12 protein-coding genes are annotated in these 19,222 nt (G+C 66.1%); 5 read left to right on the top strand and 7 right to left on the bottom strand.

Annotated features, from left to right (window positions below; translation table 11 throughout):
• Positions 1 to 130: 130 nt before the first annotated feature.
• Positions 131 to 1,276, top strand: a complete 1,146-nt coding sequence (locus SB764_RS21655) for a porin (protein WP_183716519.1) — start codon at positions 131 to 133, stop codon at positions 1,274 to 1,276.
• 57 nt (positions 1,277 to 1,333) lie between these two features.
• Here the strand turns inward: SB764_RS21655 and SB764_RS21650 are convergent, their stop codons facing one another.
• Genes SB764_RS21650 through SB764_RS21630 form a run of 5 tightly spaced genes read right to left on the bottom strand, consistent with a single transcriptional unit; the run spans position 1,334 to position 8,890 of the window.
• Entirely contained in the window at positions 1,334 to 2,581 is a 1,248-nt protein-coding gene (locus tag SB764_RS21650) for an acyl-CoA dehydrogenase family protein (protein WP_410864826.1), read from the bottom strand.
• Between the two features lie 44 nt (positions 2,582 to 2,625).
• Positions 2,626 to 4,047, bottom strand: coding sequence for an NtaA/DmoA family FMN-dependent monooxygenase (locus SB764_RS21645; protein ID WP_322004025.1), 1,422 nt, complete (start codon positions 4,045 to 4,047; stop codon positions 2,626 to 2,628).
• Positions 4,044 to 5,300 (bottom strand): ABC transporter substrate-binding protein, encoded by a 1,257-nt coding sequence (locus SB764_RS21640; RefSeq protein WP_321854702.1) that lies wholly within the window; start codon positions 5,298 to 5,300, stop codon positions 4,044 to 4,046. Before SB764_RS21640 ends, SB764_RS21645 begins: the two co-directional genes overlap by 4 nt.
• 51 nt (positions 5,301 to 5,351) lie before the next feature.
• Positions 5,352 to 6,053 carry an ABC transporter ATP-binding protein gene (locus SB764_RS21635; protein ID WP_183040552.1) on the bottom strand — a complete coding sequence of 234 codons (702 nt, stop codon included), beginning with the start codon at positions 6,051 to 6,053 and terminating at the stop codon, positions 5,352 to 5,354.
• Entirely contained in the window at positions 6,050 to 8,890 is a 2,841-nt protein-coding gene (locus tag SB764_RS21630; protein ID WP_410864822.1) for an ABC transporter permease subunit, read from the bottom strand. The genes SB764_RS21635 and SB764_RS21630 overlap by 4 nt, the downstream gene beginning before the upstream one ends.
• Positions 8,891 to 9,453: 563 nt before the next feature.
• On the opposite strand from SB764_RS21630, the gene SB764_RS21625 reads away from it, so the two are divergent.
• The gene (locus tag SB764_RS21625) at positions 9,454 to 10,542 is read left to right on the top strand and encodes a porin (RefSeq protein WP_410864922.1); all 1,089 of its coding nucleotides are present in this window, start codon (positions 9,454 to 9,456) and stop codon (positions 10,540 to 10,542) included.
• 41 nt (positions 10,543 to 10,583) lie between these two features.
• Here the strand turns inward: SB764_RS21625 and SB764_RS21620 are convergent, their stop codons facing one another.
• A complete protein-coding gene (locus SB764_RS21620; protein ID WP_065057826.1) occupies positions 10,584 to 11,201 on the bottom strand; it encodes a TetR/AcrR family transcriptional regulator in 618 nt (205 codons plus the stop codon).
• A 504-nt stretch (positions 11,202 to 11,705) separates the two neighbouring features.
• Between SB764_RS21620 and SB764_RS21615 the strand changes: the two genes are divergently transcribed.
• The 3 genes from SB764_RS21615 to SB764_RS21605 are packed head-to-tail and all read left to right on the top strand — an operon-like array spanning position 11,706 to position 17,659.
• Positions 11,706 to 12,935, top strand: a complete 1,230-nt coding sequence (locus SB764_RS21615; protein WP_410864820.1) for an efflux RND transporter periplasmic adaptor subunit — start codon at positions 11,706 to 11,708, stop codon at positions 12,933 to 12,935.
• A gap of 9 nt (positions 12,936 to 12,944) precedes the next feature.
• Positions 12,945 to 16,193, top strand: a complete 3,249-nt coding sequence (locus SB764_RS21610) for an efflux RND transporter permease subunit (protein ID WP_183716508.1) — start codon at positions 12,945 to 12,947, stop codon at positions 16,191 to 16,193.
• Positions 16,190 to 17,659 (top strand): efflux transporter outer membrane subunit, encoded by a 1,470-nt coding sequence (locus SB764_RS21605; protein ID WP_410864818.1) that lies wholly within the window; start codon positions 16,190 to 16,192, stop codon positions 17,657 to 17,659. The genes SB764_RS21610 and SB764_RS21605 overlap by 4 nt, the downstream gene beginning before the upstream one ends.
• Positions 17,660 to 17,734: 75 nt before the next feature.
• On the opposite strand, the gene SB764_RS21600 is transcribed toward SB764_RS21605, so the two are convergent.
• Positions 17,735 to 19,090 (bottom strand): purine-cytosine permease family protein, encoded by a 1,356-nt coding sequence (locus SB764_RS21600; RefSeq protein WP_410864816.1) that lies wholly within the window; start codon positions 19,088 to 19,090, stop codon positions 17,735 to 17,737.
• Positions 19,091 to 19,222: the final 132 nt, after the last annotated feature.

Genomic DNA, 19,222 nt, shown 5'->3' with positions numbered 1-19,222 from the left:
CGTGAAATGCATTGCAAAAAGCGCGCAAAGAGCTTCGATTAAATGATGCGTTAGAAAAGCGATAGCCCCTCCCTAGCATCGATCAGACCTTGCACACCGCAAGGCTTGATACACGCTTTAGGGGTTTCGCTTGAAAACTACAACATGGCTCGGCGCATTGACCGCCGCGCTGCTCTCATCGCACGCCTTCGCCCAGAACTCGGTCACGCTCTACGGCATGATCGACGCCGGTCTCATGTACACCAACAACGTGAGCAAGTCCGGCAATAGCGGCGCGCTCGTCCAGGCCACCAGCGGCAACATCAACGGCAGCCGTTTCGGCATTCGCGGACGCGAATCGCTCGGCGACGGTGTCACCGCGCTGTTCGTGCTCGAAAACGGCTTCAATGTGCAGAACGGCAAGCTCAGCCAGGACAATCGTCTGTTCGGCCGCGAAGCGTGGGTCGGTCTCGCGAGCGACCGCTATGGTTTCGCCGCCGTGGGTCGTCAATACGATTCGGTGGTCGATTACGTTGCGCCGCTCTCGGCCGAAGCAGGTTCGTTCGGCAAGACGAGTTTCGCGCACCCGTTCGACAACGATAATCTCGCCGATTCGCTGCGCTTCAGCAACGCCGTCAAATACGCGAGCCCGAATTTCGCGGGTCTGCAATTCGGCGGTCTCTACGCATTCTCCAACGACACCGACTTCAACGAGAACCGCGCATGGAGCGCGGGCGCACGCTACACGCAAGGACCGCTGAGCGTGGGCGCGGGTTATCTGCAGATCGACCGCGCGGGCAGCACGAGCACGGGCGCGGTCGACGTCAGCGAATCGTCGGGCAACGGCGTCGGGGGCTTCACCTTGTCGGCGGCGGTGCAGCGCGTGGCGGCGGGCGCGATTCGTTATGCGTCGGACGGCGCATCGCTCGCGTTCGTCTACACGCATAGCGAGTTCGAAGGCAGCACGGCGTTCGGCTCGGCGGGCGGCGACGTGCGCTTCGACAACTACGAACTCAACGGCCAATATCCGCTCGCGAATCACCTCTCGCTCGGTCTCGCTTACGTTTACACCGATGGTCAGGTTTCGCAGAGCCGCGCCTACGGCAGCGATCCGAAGTGGCAGCAGGCCGACGCGCAACTGGTCTATTCGTTCTCGAAGCGCACCGACGTGTATCTCGAAGGGATCTATCAGCACGTATCGGGGCATCGCTACGTGGCGTTCATCGATACGGCGGGCGGCGCGTCGTCGACCGCGACGCAGGTGGTCGCGACCGTGGGGCTGCGCACGCGTTTCTGATGGCGGCTCGATGATGAACGGCGGCGCGACCCAGGCCGCGTCGCCATGTCGTTCACCTTAACCGGCGACGCCGATCCGCCATTGCCCCGCGGGCAGTGTGCCCTTCACCGCGAACTCGCCCACGATCCGATCTTTATAGATGCGCGGATTGTGCGACGTGATCGTGCGCGCGTTGCGCCAGTGACGATCGAGCGCCTGCGGGCGCAATGTCGCCGATGCGCCAAGCGCGTCGAATACATTCGCCGTTGCGTCCAGCACGAGTTGCGACACCACGGTTTGTGCCTGCCAGATTTCGATTTCGGCTTCGGCGATCGCGGCGGCTTCGTGCGCCTGGCCCACGGCGCGCTCGGCGCGTTCGAGCGCGCGCGCCGCTTGCGCGACCGCCGCGCTCGCCGTCCACGCATGCGCGCGCACGCGGCCGATCACCTGCAACACCTGGGCGTCGTCGGCGGGACGCGCGGCCGGCGCGTGGCTGTAACTGCGCGTGCGCGCCGCGACCAGCGCCGCCGCTTCGTTGGCCGCCGCGCGGTTGATGCCCGCGAGCGTGGCCAGATGCACGAGCTGATAGTAGGCCTCGGAATACGCGAAGGGCGCGCGCCCGGCGACGATCTCGTGTTCTTCGACCGGCACGTCGCTGAAGCGGCTCGTGCCGCTCGCCGTGAGGCGCTGGCCCATGCCGTCCCAATCGTCGATCACATCCACGCCCGGCGCGCGCCGGTCGATCGTCAGCGAAACGGATTCGCCGTTTTCGTCGCTCGCGCCGACGTGAATCCAGTCGGCGAACAGCGAGCCCGTCGTGTAGAACTTCGTGCCGTTCAAGCGCCAGCCATCGGGCGTGCGCGTGAGGCGCGTCGAGAACTGCGCCTGCTTCGCCTCGCCGGTTTCGGACCACGCCGCGCCCGCGATCGCGCCGTTCGCGAGACGCGCGAACCAGCGCGCCTGACGCTCGGGATCGCTCGCGAGAATGTGCTCGACGAAACCGAAATGCGCGCGCAGCGCCTGGGTGAGATTCGATTCCGCTTCCGATAATTCGATCAGCAATTCGAAGAATCCCGGCAGACTCAGGCCGAGTCCGCCATGCTCGCGCGGCACGCGCGCGGCGGTGAGGCGCGCCTCGCGCAGCCATTCGAGGGCTTCGAAGGGCAAGCTGCGTTCGGTTTCGCGCGCGGCGGCGTGCTCGCGAATGCGCGCGAACAGCGGCCGGAACGGCGCGGCGGCTTGCGCGTAGCTGCCGGGCAGCGGCTCGCCCCAGGCGGGGCCGGTGACGATGCCGGGCGGCAGCGGCGCGGTGCGGTCTTGGCTCATGTCGATGAAATCCTCGGTCGGTTGGGTGCGTGATTCATGCAAGTTCAGGCAAGCGATGCGGAAAGCGCAGCGGCCTGCTTCCCGGCCCACGGCCGCAGACGTCGCGCCGGATGACGGTCGGGCAGATGCGGGCCGTCGCGGAACAGTTTTTCGCGCAACGTGCCGGGCGCGTACGCGCGCTGCATCAGGCCGCGCTTTTGCAGCACGGGCACGACGTGATCGACGAACTCGCTCCACCAGCCGAGCGTTGTGACCGGCACGACGTTGAAGCCCGCGACGCCCGCGGCGGCCCAGCGCTCGACTTCGTCGGCGATCTGTTCGGGCGTGCCCGCGAACTGCGCGGAGATGGTCTTGCGCAAGGCGTCGCCGAACGTGACCACGCCTTGCGGCGCGGCGTCGATGAACGCGCGCACGCTGCCGCGCGTGCCGTTCTGCTCGCGCAGTTCGGTCAGTGGCGTGGCCGGATCGATAGTGGTGAGATCGACGCCGATGCCGCCGCTCCAGAACACTGCGAGCGCGTCGAGGCTGAACGAGTCGAGGATCTCGGCGCGGCGCGCCTTCGCTTCGGCTTCGGTGCTGCCGATCACGGGCGAGAGCATGACGATCGCGCGGATATCCTCGGCGTGACGGCCGGCCGCCACGGCGCGGCGGCGCAGATCGGCGAGATCGTTGGCGGCGCTTTCGGGCGTGCGCGAAGGCAGGAACGTCACCTCGGCGTGACGCGCGGCGAAGTCGCGGCCGGCTTCCGACGAGCCCGCCTGAAACAGCACCGGCGTGCGTTGCGGCGAGGTCCGCACGAGATGCGGACCGGCCACGCGATAACGCGCGCCCACGTGATCGATCGCATGCAGGCGCGCGGGATCGACGAGCGTATCGCGCGCGGCGTCGGCGACCCACGCGCCGTCTTCCCAGCTCGCTTCCCAGAGCTTGTACGCCACCTCGGCGTATTCCTCGCCCCAGACGTAGCGCTCGTCGTGCGGCGGCAATTTGTCGAAACCGTAATTGCGCGCGGTGTTGTCGAGATAAGACGTGACGATGTTCCAGGCCACGCGGCCCTCGCTCAGATGATCGAGCGTCGAGAGCTTGCGCGCGAAGCTGAACGGATGCTCCTGAATCACCGAACTCGTGACCGCGAAGCCGATATCGTTCGTGGCCGCCGCGAGCGCGGACACGAGCGCGGCCGGATCGTGCGAGGGAAACTGCATGCCGGTGCGCGCGGCCTGCTGCCATTGTCCGCTCGACGTTTCATACAGGCCCGCGACATCGGCGAGAAACACCACGTCGAAACAGCCGCGCTCGGCCGTTTTCGCAAGCTCGATCCACGGTCCGAGCTTGTGGAAATCGAGCTGATGCTGGCCTTCAGGATGACGCCAGAAACCGTGGCTATGATGGTTCGGCGTGACGTGCGCGAACGCGTTGTAAATCAGCGGACGACGTGCGCCGTCCGAATGCGAGTATTCGCTCATTTTCCGGTTGCCTCCGCGATCTGTTGTTTGCTCCAGGCCTGCACTGGCGTTTTCTGCCAGGCGCTGTACGGCACCGCGTCGTCGACCACTTCGTGGCCGTCCTGCACGTGGCCCGCGTAGGCCCAGATGTTTTCCTGGCGCGGCATGCCTTCGACCGGCGCGACGGCCGTGAAGTCGATCGGATGCAGCACGTCGGTCGTGAACTGCTTGTCGTTCGTGACGTAGTTGCGGAAGCTGTCGACGGTCACGTTGGGCAGCTTGCGGGCGATCTGCGCGAAAGTCCACACGGCGAGCCAGTCGGTCGTGGTCGAGCCGTCGGTCGGGCCTTTCACGTCGTGATGCGGGTCGTATTGCGCGAGCTGGCGCTCGTATTCGGCCCAGGTCGGAAAGCGCTTCGCGTCCTCGCCTTTTTCGAGCGCGAGCGAATTCGGGAACGGCGCTTTGCTGAGCGCGGCGATGGTCGCGTCCTCGATCACGTTGTTGCTGCTCACGAACGGAATCGTCAGGCCCTGCTGCGCGGCGGCTTCGACCAGCAGCGTCTGCTGTTCGGGCGGATAGAGCATGCCGCCCCAGACATCGGGCTTGAGCGCCTTGATCTTCGCGATGTACGGCGCGAAGTCGGTGGTCGCGGGCGGCACCTCGACGATCTGCACGTCGCTCACGCCCGCCTGCGCATAACCGAAGCGCGCCGTCTGCTGATAGGTCTTGTTGCCGAGCATCGAGACATAGACCGCGCGCTTCGCGCCGAAGCGTTTCGCGCCCAGATACGTGCCTTGCGCCGCGCCCGCCGCGTTGAGCGCGGTGATGAACGAGAGCGGATTGCGCACGTCGGACGGGTCGCTGCCCATCGGGAACCATGCGGCCATGTTCTTCGCGCGCAGGATCTTGTCGACGCCGTTGGCGCTGCTGCCGCCGATCAGCGTGATCGCGCCTTCGTCGGCGAGCCGGCGCGCGCAGGCGAGGCTCGCGGCGGGTTGGCCCTTGGTATCGCAGATCTCGACCACGAGCTTGCGGCCGTGTATGCCGCCCTGATCGTTGACGGCGCGTGCGGCAATCTGTGCGACGCGGCCCGGGTCGGTCACGGCGAACGGCGAGCCGCTCTGCGCGATGATGAAGCCGACCAGCACGGGCGGCTGATCGGCGGCATTGGCTGCGTTGGCGTCAGTGGCCGTATCGATGGCGGTGCCGAAGGCGGCGGCCGCGAAACCCAGGGCGAGCGCGAGCGCGCGAGGGCGGGGAAAGCGTGATTTCATGCTGGCGGAAGCAATAAGAGTGAACGGGTTGAGGGAGCGTCGATGCGCGATTCAGACATCGACGGCGTGACCGAGATAGATCCCTTCGATTTCCTCGGCGCGCGCGAGCAGTTCGTCGCGGCGCAGATGCAGCTTCACGACGCCTTCGGCCACGATGGCCGCGTGCGTCGCCATGCGTTCGGCGATATGGATGTGCTGTTCGACGGCGAGCACGGCGGTGCCGTCCTGACGCGCGCGTTCGACCACGGCGTCGACGAGACGGCGCGCCATCGCGGGGCTCAGGCCGAACGTGAGTTCGTCGAGCAGCACCACGCGCGGACGGCGCAGCAGCGCACGCGCCACAGCCACCATCTGCTGCTCGCCGCCGCTCAGTTGTCCGGCGCGCACGTGCAGGCGCGCTTCGAGTTCGGGGAAGATATCGAGCAGCGCGTCGGGCGCGAGATCGGCGAGGCGCATGTTTTCCGCGACCGTGAGCGAGGCAAACAGGCTGCGACCCTTGATGACGAGGCCGGTGCCGCGCCGCGCGCGCGTATGCGGCGCGCCCGCGAGCGGTTGGCCGTCGAGCAGGATCTCGCCTTCGACTTGCGGCAGGAAGCCCGCGACGGCGAGCAACGTCGTCGACTTGCCCGCGCCGTTGCGGCCGAGCAGCGCGACGATCTGGCCCGCGTGCACGTCGAGCGTGACGTCGCGCAGGATCTGGCGGCGGCCATAGCCCGCGCGCATCCCGCGCAGACTCAGTACAGGCGTGCTCATGCGAGGGCTCCCTTGCGAACCTTATTCGTCGCGATTGATTCGATATCCTGATCATGTTCGATCGCGGCAATCTCCTCCGCATCGAGCGGATCGCCGAGATAGGCGCGGCGCACGACGGGCAGGCGCAGCACCTCGGCGGGCGTGCCGTGTGCGATCACGCGCCCGGCATCCATGACGATGGCGGCGTCGCAGGTGGCGAGCACGACGTCGATGTTGTGCTCGACCAGCAGGATCGCCACGCCGAGTTCGCGCGCCGCGCGCCGGATCACGCCGATCGCATGCTGGCGCGCCTCGGGACTCAGCGCGGCGGCGGGCTCGTCGAGACAGAGCACGCGGGGCCGCGCGGCGAGCGCGCGGGCCAGCGTCACGCGGGCCTGCCAGCCGAGCGAGAGCGTGTCGGCGGCGGCGTCGAGATGGTGGACGACGCCGGCGGCCTGGGCCGCCGCGTGCACCGTCTCCCGCGAGCGATGCGCAGCACGACGCGGCGCGAGACCGAACGGCGCGGCGAACCACGCCCAGGCGTCCTTCGGCTCGGCGGCGGTTGCGAGATTTTCGCGCACCGACAAATCGTCGAACAGCAGATGGTCCTGGAACGTGCGCGTGAGGCCGTGCGCAACGCGGCGATGCGGCGCGAGCGCGGTGACGTCGACGCCTTGCACGCACACGCGGCCCGCTCGCGCGGGGACGAATCCGGTCAACGCATCGACGAGACTGCTCTTGCCTGCGCCGTTCGCGCCCAGCACGCCGAGCACTTCGCCCGGCGCGATGCGCAGGCTCACGCCATCGACCACGACGGTGTTGCCGTAGGCCACGCGCAAGTCTTCGACTTCGAGCGCGGCGGTCGCGGTGGTAGTCGAGGCATCGGATTGCGCGCCGCTCAGGTGCTCGCGCAACGCGCGCGCATCGAGCGTCTGCGACGGGCTCGCACGCCGCGGCCATTGCACGAGCGCGCGAAGCGGCTTGCGCCACGTCTCGGGCAGATGCGCCGCGCCGCGCAGGATTTGCGCGACCACGCCATCGGGTTCGCTGATCAGCACGAACACCAGATTGAGCGCGAGCACGAGCGCGACCCAGTCGTTGATCGTGCCGCCGAACGAGAGCAGTTGCGCGAGCGCGCCGCCCGGCGCGAACACGCCCGCGAGCACGCCGCCGAACAGATAGCCTGCGCCCGAGAGCACGGCCATGCTGAGCACCGCGAGCGAATCGGCCCATGCATAACCTTCGCCGAAGCGCTGGCCGCCGACCGTGCCGCTCTGCGCCGCGAGCAGCGCGCCCGCGAGTCCGGCGAGCGCGGCCGAAAGCACGAAGGCCGCGATCTTCGCGTGCGGCACGGCCACGCCGCACGCGGCGGCGGCGCGTTCGTTCGAGCGCGTCGCGAGAATGCGGCGGCCCGCGCGGCTGCGTCGCAAGGCGGCCACGGCGAGCGCGGCCAGCGCGGTCACGGTCCACGCGAGCAGCGCGAAGCGGCGCGGATCGAGCGCGTTGTCGAACGAGACGCCGAACAGCGTGACATCGCCGAGACGCCAGCCTTGCACGCCGTTGACGAAACGGTCGGACGTAAAGACCCACGTTTCGAGGATGGCGGCGAGGGCGAGCGTGGCGATCGTCAGGCCGATGCCGCGCAGACGCGCGCTCGGCAAACCGATGGCGAAGCCCGCCGCGCCTGCTGCGAGCGCGGTGCCCGCGAGCGTCGCGCCGAACGGCGCGCCGTGCTGTCCGAGCCAGCCCGCGAACAGCACCGACGCGCCCGCGAGCCCGAGCGGCAGCAGGCTCACCTGGCCCGCGTAGCCGGTGGAGACCACGACCGCGAGGCCGATCAGCGCGAAGATCGCGGTGAGCGCGAGCGTGTCGGACCAGTAATCGGGCAGTGCGGAGACGAGCGTCGCGAGCGTGGCGGCGGCGAGTGCGAGACCGAACGGGCTCACGCGGCCGCTGCCGACGCGAAAGAGGCGCGGCGTGTCGAAGGTGCCGCGTCCCGGCAGATTGCGCCCGCTCACCACGAGCGCGACGAGCGTGACGAGATAGGGAATCGACTTGCCGAGTCCGGGCTCGATCGACAGACCGATGGCGAGCGATTCGGCCACACCCGCCGCGAGCGCCACCACGAGCGCGACGCCGAAGCGCCGGAAGCCCGCGATCAGCGCCGCGCCCAGCGCGGGAATCACGAGACTGCTCAGCGAATTCGGGCTGAGCGCGGTGATCGGCGAAAGCAGAATGCCCGCGAGCGCCGCGAGCAGCCCGCTGATGCCCCACGCGGCTGCGCCCCACGGATGCGGCGAATAGCCGAGCGCCTGCGCGCCGAGCGGACTGTCCTGTAGCGCCGTGGTGGCGTGGCCGAAGCGCGTGCGCTCGAACAGCAGCGTGAGCAGCACGGTCAGCGCGATTGCCGTGGCCAGCAGCACCAGCGCGAGATATTGCACGTGCGCGCCGAACAGCGTGGTGCCGCCCGAGACGAGAAAGCTGTCCACGCGCTCCTGCTGATTGGTCCAGACGATGCGCACGGCCGCTTCGAGCATCAGCAGCAGACCGAGCGTGACGAGCGTTTTCGTGGTGGTCGACGCACCCACGAGACGCCGCCCGACGAAGGCGTAAAACGCGATGCTGATCGTCACGCCCGCCGCGATGCCGAGGCCGATCGCGGGCCACAGCGGTACGCCCGCGTGCGCATGCAGTTTCCAGAACGCGTAGGCGGAGGCCATGCCGATGCCGCCTTGCGCGAAGTTGACCACGCCGGTGCCGCGATAGACGGCCACGAGTCCGAGCGCAACGAGCGCATATGCGCCGCCCGTGCTGAGCCCGAGCAGCGCGTAATCGATGAGGGCGATGAAGGAATGCATGTCAATGCGCCAATGAAGCCGGCCGGACGGCGGTCGCGGCGACGGAAAGATCCGCTTGCATGTCGATATCTCCAGGGCAGCGCCGGGAACGGCAGATTGAACGTGGGAATCGCCGGCATCAAAGCCGCGTTGCCGGCTGGATCAACCATTATGTTCAGCGAACGATTAATTCAAAACCGCCGATTTCTGAAAAGCTAAAGAGATATCGGCGCTTGGCTCGCGTTGCGGGTTTGTGATAACGCGATCAATTGAAATCACGCGTTGCGCTGGCGCAGACGAGCATGGCATTACGAAATTTTTCCACTGTGAAGCGAGCGGAGAAGGTGCCTTAAAACGCGGAGGAATTCGCGTTCGTACGCGCGAGAAGGTTGCTATCGCAATCACATGAATTGTTCAAACCCGCGGTTCTCAACTCTGCTTTGCGAAGCACGAATGCATTCATTTGATTCGGAGATTTGCTGCTTTGCCGCGTGTCGGTTTTCACTGAACAATCCTGTCGTTTTTTCGGCTTAACCCAACGAAACTGATCGACAGGAGTCCTGGATTTGAATCGCACGATTTGGATGGCGGCGTCGTTGACGACGCTCACGACGCTGATGGCAACGAGCGCCGCGCAGGCGCAAAGCAGCGTGACCTTGTATGGCCGCCTCGATACGGGTATCGAATATATGAGCGGCGTGCCCACGAATAGCGGCAGCGCGTCGCGCTGGCGTGCCGAGAATGGCGACTGGAGCGCGAGCATGTGGGGGCTCAAAGGCGTGGAGGATCTGGGCGGCGGACTGAGGACGCTCTTCCAGCTCGAAGGCGCGCTGAACGTGACGAACGGCGCGGGCGCCGGCGACGGTCAACTGTTCAATCGTCTCGCGTTCGTGGGGCTCGGCAGCGATCGCTACGGCACGCTGCTGCTCGGACGTCAGTTCTTCATTGCCAACGGCGTGTGGGATTTCGATCCGTTCGGACAATCGGCGTGGTCGTCGGGCTCGCTTGTGCGCGGCAGAAACTGGCCGTCGTCGAGCAATACGATTTCGTATCAGACGCCGAAATACGCGGGCTTCGACTTCTACGGCCAATATGCGCTGTCCAACGCGACGAACTGGAACGGCAATGGCACGACGGCGCAAGGCCACGAGGCGGGCGCGCAATTGACCTATACGTCGGCGTTATTCCAGGCGCGGGCGATCTACGACGAAATTCGCGATCCCGCCAACGGACAATTCGACAATCCCTTTACGGCCTCGCGCGAATACACGGCGGCGCTCAATGTGTTCCTCGGGCCATTCAAGATTCAGGGCGCGTATCAGGCGATTCGCACCTCGGGCGGCAGCGCGACGGCGGGCGTTGCGCCCACGACGCTCGATCACGAATGGGGCGGCGTGACGTGGCGCATTTCCCCGGCGGCCGCGTTGATCGCGGCGGTCTATCACGTCAACGCGAACAAGGGCGGCGGCAACGCGACGATCTATACGCTCGGCGGCTCGTACAACCTCTCCACGCGCACGCTGCTCGATTTCCAGGCGGCCAGCGTGCGCAACAGCAGCGGCGCGAACTTCTCGCTCAATGCCAACGCGGCGGGCACGGGCGCGGCGAGCGGCAATCCGATTGCGGGCGCCTCGCAGACGGGCGTCTACGCGGGCATCCAGCACGTGTTCTGACGTTCACTGCGGACGTTCACCGCGCGCGTCGCGCGCCGCGCTCATTTCGCCGCTGGCGCGCCTGCCGCATAAGCGGCGACAAACACATCCACGGCGCGGTTCACGACCGGCGTGAGTTTCGCGCGCGACGTCTTCACTTCGTAGCCGAGCAGCGCGAGTTCGACCAGCTCGGCTTCGATCAGCGCGAGCAGATGGCGCGCGGCGACTTCCGGCTCGCACGGGCGGATCGTGCGCGCCTCGATGGCGCTCGCGAGAAAGTCGCGCACATGCATCAGACCTTGCTGCGGGCCGGTCTCGTAGAGCACCCGGCCTACGTTCGAGCGGTCGACTTCCTGCACGCACAGACGGCGCGTCGACAGAAACGACGGTTGCAGCACGGCACCGAGATAGTGCAGACCGAACGCGGTCAGCGACTCGCGCAGCGGCACGTCGAGCGTCAGGCGATCGAACGCCTGGCGGATTTCCGAACTTGCGCGGCTCGTCATTGTTTCAGCAAATAACGCCTCTTTCGAGTCGAAATAGCTATAGAGCGTGGCCTTCGAGGCGCCCGAGCGCGTCGCGATCTGCGTCATCGAAGCCTGCTCGAAACCGACCTCCCGGAACACCTCCAGGGCCGCGTCGATAATGGATTGGCGCTTTTCTTCCGTTTTCTTTCTCATGGGGACTCCGCTCCCGATTGGCCGCTTCCCGCCCTTTGCACACTTTCTCGTGCACGCCTCTCGATTCGCGGCGCAATGCCGTGACAGTGACGATTTGAAACATTCGCGTGAGGCCGGAAAGCTGTAATCGGATTGACAGCGATCAATGGTTCAATTATAAACCATACCGTTCAGTTTAGTTATTCGGGATTGCAGCGCGAGTCTGGAATTCAGGGTTGAAACGCCGGCAGCGGTCATTGGCAACGGTGCGAAGCAAACGAAGTCGATGCGCCGCGCGAGACAAGCACCGCAGCGATGCGGTGAAACGCACGGTCGTCGCCGGCACGAGCGCGAGGGCGCAACGCCGCCGATCGTTTGGTACTCCGAGGCAAACCGCTGCGGGTCGTGCTCGGCGCGCCGCCGGGCAGCCTTCATTTCTACGCCATTCAGCCTTACGAAATCTTTCCGCGCTGTTTCGCTCCGCGCCCCGCCCAGTCGGGAGCTTCAACGTATTCGATGGGATCTATGCCGCAACTCAAACATTCAAGCCGGGGAGCCGCGCGCCAGCCGCGCTGGCTCGCCGCCGCGCTCGTTTGCGCGTCCGTGCTGGCGATCGCCGGTTGTCAGCGTCATGGCGGCGACACGCCCGCCGCTCAGGCCGTCGATGTCGGTGTGCGCACGCTCGCGCCGCAACGCATCGTGATGACGGCGGAGCTGTCCGGGCGGCTGTCGTCGCTGAAGGTGTCGGACGTGCGCCCGCAGATCGGCGGCATCGTGCAGAAGCGTCTGTTCGTCGAAGGCTCGGACGTGAAGGCCGGTCAGGTGCTCTACCAGATCGACCCCGCCACCTACCAGGCGACTTACGATCAGGCGCGCGGCACGCTCGCGAAGGCCGAGGCCACGCTGGCGTCCGCGAAAACCAAGGCCGACCGTTACGCGCAACTCGTGAAGATCAACGCGGTGAGCGCGCAGGACAACGACGACGCCATCGCCGCCGTGCGCGAGGACGAGGCCGACGTGATCGCCGACCGCGCCTCGCTCGAATCGGCGCGCATCAACCTCGGCTACACGCGCATTACCGCGCCGATTTCGGGGCGCATCGGCGCGTCGTCGGTGACCGAGGGCGCGCTGGTGACGTCCGACCAGACCACGGCGCTCGCGACCATCCACGCTTACGACGAGATGTATCTCGACGTGACGCGTTCGAGCGCCGACTGGCTGCGCCTGCGCAAGGCCTTCGCGTCGGGCCGCATGAAGCGCGCGGGCAACGGCGCAGCGGTGCAGCTCGTGATGGAGGACGGCACGTCGTACGCGCATCCGGGCGTGCTGCAGTTCGCGGGCATCACGGTCGATGCGACCACCGGTTCGGTCACGCTGCGCACGATCTTCCCGAACCCCGAAGGCGAACTGCTGCCGGGCATGTTCGTGCGCGCGCAGCTCGACGAAGGCGAGAGCACGAACGCGCTGCTGGTGCCGCAACTGGCTGTCACGCGCGCGTCGGATGGCGGCGCGAGCGTCTGGATCGTCGATGCGACCGGCCACGCGAAAGAGGTGTCGGTGCAGGCCGATAGCGCGTACGGCGATCAGTGGATCGTGACGAACGGGCTGAAGGCGGGCGACCGCGTGATCGTCGACGGCTTGCAGAAGGTGCAGAGCGGCGTGGCGGTGCATGTAGCCGCTGACTCGGCTTCGGCGGCAACGTCGGCGTCAGATGCGCCCGCCGCATCGGCAAGCTCGGCCGCGACGGCATCGTAAGGAGGGCGCATGGCAGGTTTCTTCATCCAGCGCCCGATCCTCGCGTGGGTCATCGCGATCGTCATCATGCTGATTGGCGGCGCGGCGACCACCACGTTGCCGATCGAGCAGTACCCGACCATCGCGCCGCCTTCGGTGCAGGTCACGGCGACCTATCCGGGCGCGTCCGCCGACACCGTGGCGAAGACCGTCACGCAGGTGATCGAGCAGAAGCTCTCGGGCATCGACAATCTGCTCTATATGTCGTCGACGAGCAGCGGCGCGGGTCAGGCGACCATCACGCTGACCTTCAAGCCCGGCACCAATCCGGACATCGCGCAGGTGCAGGTCCAGAACAAGGTGACTCAGGCGAGCGCCTCGCTGCCGGAGACGGTGCAGGAGCAGGGCGTGGAAGTGGCGAAGTCGTCGAGCGACTTCCTGATGATCGTCGCGCTGTCCTCGCCGGGCGGCTCGCTCAATTCCATCGATCTCGGCAACGTGATCGCCTCGCAGCTCGAAGACCCGCTCACGCAGATCAACGGCGTGGGCGACGTGACGCTGTTCGGCGCGCAGCACGCCATGCGCATCTGGCTCGATCCGGTCAAGCTGCGCAGCTTCGGCCTCACGGCCTCCGACGTGACGACGGCGGTCACGAACCAGAACGTGCAGCTCTCGGTCGGCGAACTCGGCGGCGCGCCCGCGACGGATTCGCAGGCGATCAACGCGACGATTTCCTCGTCGAGCCTGCTGACCACGCCCGAACAGTTCGGCGACATCCTGCTGCGCGTGAACAGCGACGGCTCGAAGGTGCGCGTGAAGGACGTGGCGCGCGTGGAAGTGGGGGGCGATTCGTACGATACGTCGTCGCGCCTCGACGGCAAGCCGGCCTCAGCGCTGGCGGTCAAGCTTTCGACCGGCGCGAACGCGATGTCGGTGGCGAAGGCCGTGCGCGCGAAGCTCGTCGAACTGCAGCCGCAGCTGCCGAAGGACGTGGCGATTGCGTATCCGTACGATTCCACGCCGTTCGTGAAGATCTCGATCGAGGAGGTCATGAAGACGCTCTTCGAAGCGGTGATCCTCGTGTTCCTCGTGATGTATCTGTTCCTGCAGAATCTGCGTGCGACGCTGATTCCGACCATCGTCGTGCCGGTTGCGCTGCTGGGCACGCTCGGCGTGATGTCGGCGATCGGCTTCTCGATCAACGTGCTCTCGATGTTCGCGATGGTGCTGGCGATCGGCCTGCTCGTCGACGACGCCATCGTCGTGGTGGAAAACGTCGAACGCATCATGGCCGAGGAGAAACTCGACGCGAAGGCCGCGACGAAGAAGGCCATGGGCCAGATCACCGGCGCGCTCGTGGGCGTGACCACGGTGCTCACGGCCGTGTTCATTCCGATGGCGTTCTTCTCCGGCTCGACCGGCGCGATCTACCGGCAGTTCTCGGTCACCATCGTCTCGGCGATGGTGCTCTCGGTGCTGCTGGCGATGACGCTCACGCCCGCGCTGTGCGCGAGTCTGCTGACGACTTCCGCCGTCGAGCATCACGAACGGCGCGGCCTGCTCGGTGCGTTCAATCGCCTTTTCACGAAGAGCAATGCGCGTTATAGCGCCTCGCTCGCGGGCGTGGTCTCGAAGCCGGTGCGCTGGATGCTGGGCTATGCGCTGATCGCGGGCGTGGTCGGCATTCTCTATGTGACGCTGCCGTCCTCGTATCTGCCCGAAGAAGACCAGGGCTCGATCATGGTGTCGATCTCGGCGCCGGTCGGCACGCCCGCGTCGAAGACGGTCAAGACGGTCGAAGCCGTCGAACAATACTTCCTCAAGCAGAACGCGGTTTCGCACGTGATGGCCGTGAACGGCTTCAGCTTCAACGGGCAAGGGCAGAACAACGCGCTCGCTTTCGTGCAGTTGAAGGACTGGAGCGTGCGCGGCTCGAACGACAGCGCGCAGGCGGTGATCGATCGCGCGAACGCGGCGTTCGCGGGCAGCCGCGACGCGCAGGTCTTCGTGATGAACGAGCCCGCGATTCACGGCCTCGGCACGCAGAGCGGTCTCGACTTCGAGATCGAAGACCGCGCGGGACAGGGTCACGACAAGCTGCTCAAGGCGCGCAATCAGTTCATCGCGCTGGCCGCGAAGGAACCGTCGCTCGCGATGACGCGCGCCGCCGGTCTCGAAGACACGCCGCAGCTTTACGTCGATATCGACCGTGAAAAAGCGAGCGCGCTCGGCCTGTCGATTTCGGATGTCGATTCGACGCTGTCGACCGCGTTCGGCTCGTCGTACGTGAACAATTACATTGATACGGGCCGCATCCAGAAGGTCTATGTGCAGGCCGACGCGCCTTATCGCATGATGCCCAACGATGTGGGGCAGTGGTATGTGCGGGCGGATTCGTCGTCGTCTTCTTCGTCATCGTCGTCGAGTTCTTCTTCGTCGACGTCGACGTCGAGCACGTCGAGTTCGACCACCAGCACCTCCGGCTACGACAGCGAGATGGTGCCGTTCTCCGCGTTCGCGAAGACGCGCTGGACCTTCGGGCCGCCGCAGATCGAGCGCTACAACCGCGAGCTGGCGATGGAGATGAGCGCGCAGCCCGCGGCCGGCGTCAGCACGGGGCAGGCGATGGCGGCCGTCGAAAGAGTCGCGAAGCAGTTGCCGACCGGTTTCGGCATCGAATGGACCGGACAGTCGTTCCAGGAGGTGCTCGCGGGTTCGCAGGCGACGTATCTGTACGCGATTTCGCTGGTCGTGGTGTTCCTCTGTCTCGCGGGTCTGTACGAAAGCTGGTCGGTGCCGATCGCAGTGATTCTCGTGGTGCCGATCGGCGTGCTCGGCGCGCTGCTCGGTGCGCATCTGCGCGGACTCTCGAACGACGTCTACTTCAAGGTGGGTCTGCTGACGACCATCGGGCTCGCCACCAAGAACGCGATTCTGATCGTGGAGTTCGCGAAGGACTTGCAGGCGCAAGGACGCGGACTGGTCGAGGCCACGCTCGAAGCGGCGCATCAGCGTTTGCGGCCGATTCTCATGACCTCGCTGGCGTTCGTGTTCGGCGTGCTGCCGCTCGTGGTGAGCACGGGCGCGGGCTCGGCCGCGCGCCATGCGATCGGCACCGGCGTGGCCGGCGGCATGATCGCGGCCACCGCACTCGCAATCTTCTTCGTGCCTGTGTTCTTCATCGTCGTGCGCAAGCTGTTCAACGAGCACGGCGACGCTCACAAAGGCCATGCCGACGATAACGGCGACCACGCCGGGACTGCCGGAGATTCAGAATGAAATTGAAGCTTTTATCCGCGCTCTGTGCGGTTGCACTGAGCGCCTGTTCGCTCGATCCGGCTTATCAGCGGCCCGCCGCGCCGGTCGATGCCGCGTGGCCGACCGGGGCCGCGTATGAGACTGTGGGCGCTTCGGCGGCATCGTCGGCTTCGGCGGCTTCAGCGCCCGCTACGTCGTCCGCTACGTCGCCCGCTGCCGCGCCGTTCGCCGCCGATGTCGGCTGGCGCGATTACTTCAAGGATCCGCGTCTGCAGAAGCTGATCGCGCTCGCGCTCGACAACAATCGCGATCTACGCGTGGCGGCGCTCCAGGTGGCCGAGTACGAGGCGCAGTACCGCATCACGCGCGCGGCGCTCGCGCCGACCATCGACGCCGGCGGCTCGATCACCAACACGCGCACCGACGGCGCGATCAGCCATTCGAATACCGCGTCGGTCGGCACGACGTCATGGGAGATCGACTTCTTCGGCCGCCTGCGCAGTCTCAAGCGTCAGGCGCTGGAGAACTATCTGTCGAGCGAGGCGTCGCGCACCAGCACGCAACTGACGCTGGTGGCCGATGTGGCGACCGACTTCCTGCAACTGCAATCCGACGAGGCGCTGCTGAAAGTCGCGACCGATACCGTCGCGGCCGATCAGAGCACCTACGACCTCACGGTCAGCATGATGAAGATCGGCAGCGCGTCGTTGCAGGACGTGCGCGAGGCGCAGACTTCGCTGGCGAGCGCGCGGGCGAGCATGGCGTCGTACACGCGCGCCGTCGCGCAGGACCGCAACACGCTGAGCGCACAGATCGGCTGCGCGCTGCCCGACGATCTGGACGGCGGCCCCACGCTGCTCGACAGCGACGCGCTGTTCGCCGACGTCGACGCGGGCGCGCCCTCGGACCTGCTCACGCGCCGCCCCGACATCATCGAGGCCGAGCACACGCTCAAGGGCGCGAACGCGAATATCGGCGCGGCGCGCGCGGCGTTCTTTCCGAAGATCGAACTGACCGCGTCGGCGGGCACGGCGAGCACGAGTCTCTCGCAGCTGTTCAAGGCGGGCACGGGCGCGTGGAGTTTCGCCCCGTCGATTACGATGCCGATCTTCGATTACGGCAGCAACAAGGCGTCGCTCGATGTCGCGAAGATCGAAAAGGATATCGATGTCGCCGACTACGAGAAGGCCATTCAGACCGCGTTCAAGGAAGTCGCGAATGCGCTGGCGGGCCGCGCGACCTATGTCGATCAAGTGGCGGCGGATCGCGATTACGTGACGTCGGCGCAGGATTACTACGATCTCGCGCAGGCGCGCTTCAAGACCGGCACGGACAGCTTCCTCACGTTGCTGACCGCGCAGCGCACGCTCTATACGGCGCAGGAGCAGCTCGTCACCGATCAACTGGCGAAGCTGTCGAACCAGGTCACGCTGTACAAGGTGCTGGGCGGCGGCTGGTCGGCGGACAGCGTGCAGGCGAAGAACTGACGCTGCACCGTTGAAGTGTGAAAAGCAAAAAGCGCGTCCATCGAGGACGCGCTTTTTTATTGCGCTATGCCTTCGTCACAGATTGCGCACGAACCACGTGCGCTTCGCGCCGGCCAGCAGCGCGCTATACACGGCCCACGAAATCACGAAAGTGGCGGGCGCCGAAAGCGAAGCGACAAAGCCGGTCTCCGTGTTCAGCGCGAAGCCGACGAACGCGCCGCTGAACCACGCGATCAATCCGCCCGGATTGAATTGCGGCACGTGCGAATCGCGACATTCGATATCGGCGCCGATCAGCCGTTCATAGCGCGTCGAGGTGATATGCGAGAGCGCCACGCCCACCCACGCCACCACGAACACGCCTTGCCACGCGAGCGCTTGCAGAATCTTCGAGAAGATATCGGCCATCATCAGCGTGTAGACCACCACGCCCACCACGAGCGCCCAGACGAATTTCGGCGCGTGCAAACCGGCGGCTTTCCGGAAGAAGGCCTGCATGTTGATGGTCGCGAGATAGTAGTTTGCGGTGTTGATGCGCGACTGCGTGACCCAGACGAACAGCAGTCCCCAGATGCCCATCAGCTTCAGCAGCGCGAGCACGACCGAGACTTCGGAGAGCGTGCCGAGTCCCGGGATCGTGCTGACGAGATAAATGCCCGCTGCGCCGTTGAGCAGGAACGTGACGAGATAGAACGGAATGCCGAAGTTGAAGCGGCCGTGATAGCCCGCGTCTTTTTTGCGGCCGAAACGCGCATAGTCGAATGTGAACATCATGAGCACCCACACGCCCATGTAGTAGACGAAGCATTGCCACCAGCCGTTCGCGGGCACCGCGCCCTTGGGGCCGAAGTCGAGCCATGCCGCGTTGTAGCCGTATTCCCAGGTCGTGAGGCCCACGGCCGCGAGCAGGCCGAGCAGATAAAACGGCAGCAGCACGCCGTTGAACTTGTCGAGCCAGTGCTGCACGCTGCCGAACACGAGCGGCACGCTGTAGCAGACCACGATCAGCGCGGCCCATTTGTAGTCGAGCGCGGGAAACAGATGATTGGCCGCGACGGCGATCACCGAGCCTTCGAACACCGCGTAGTAAATGGCGGTGGCGAAGAAGATCAGCGTCGCCAGCGCCGCGCCCACGCTGCCGAACAGCACGCGTGAAAACAAGGCCACGGAGAGGCCGGTGCGAATCGCATAGCGGCTGATGATCGTGTTGATGACGCCATACGACAGCACCGAAAGCGCCATGCCGATCAGCGCGTTGCGCGCGCCGTAATTGAGCGCGAGCGTCGCGCCCACGACGATGTAGAACACCGCGCTACAGACGGCCCACCACGCCATCGTCAGCGAGAAGGGCGGCATTCTCGCGCTATCGGGGATGGCGCGCGTCGACAGGTCGACGTCGCCCTCCGTGCTTTCCTGAGCCAGGTTGGCCATGATCGTGCTCCTCGAATCGGCAAATCGATGAACGGCGTCGGGGCCGCGCCGCGCGTGCGGCAACGGGGCTGCCGTGACGCCGGTCGGGCAGCCTGATCAGACAAAAAAGCGCGAGCGCATCCGCCGGGTGGC

It is taken from the genome of Paraburkholderia sp. SIMBA_027 (assembly GCF_046535315.1).
Classification (GTDB): domain Bacteria; phylum Pseudomonadota; class Gammaproteobacteria; order Burkholderiales; family Burkholderiaceae; genus Paraburkholderia; species Paraburkholderia tropica.
This window is presented reverse-complemented; position numbering and strand designations above follow the sequence as displayed.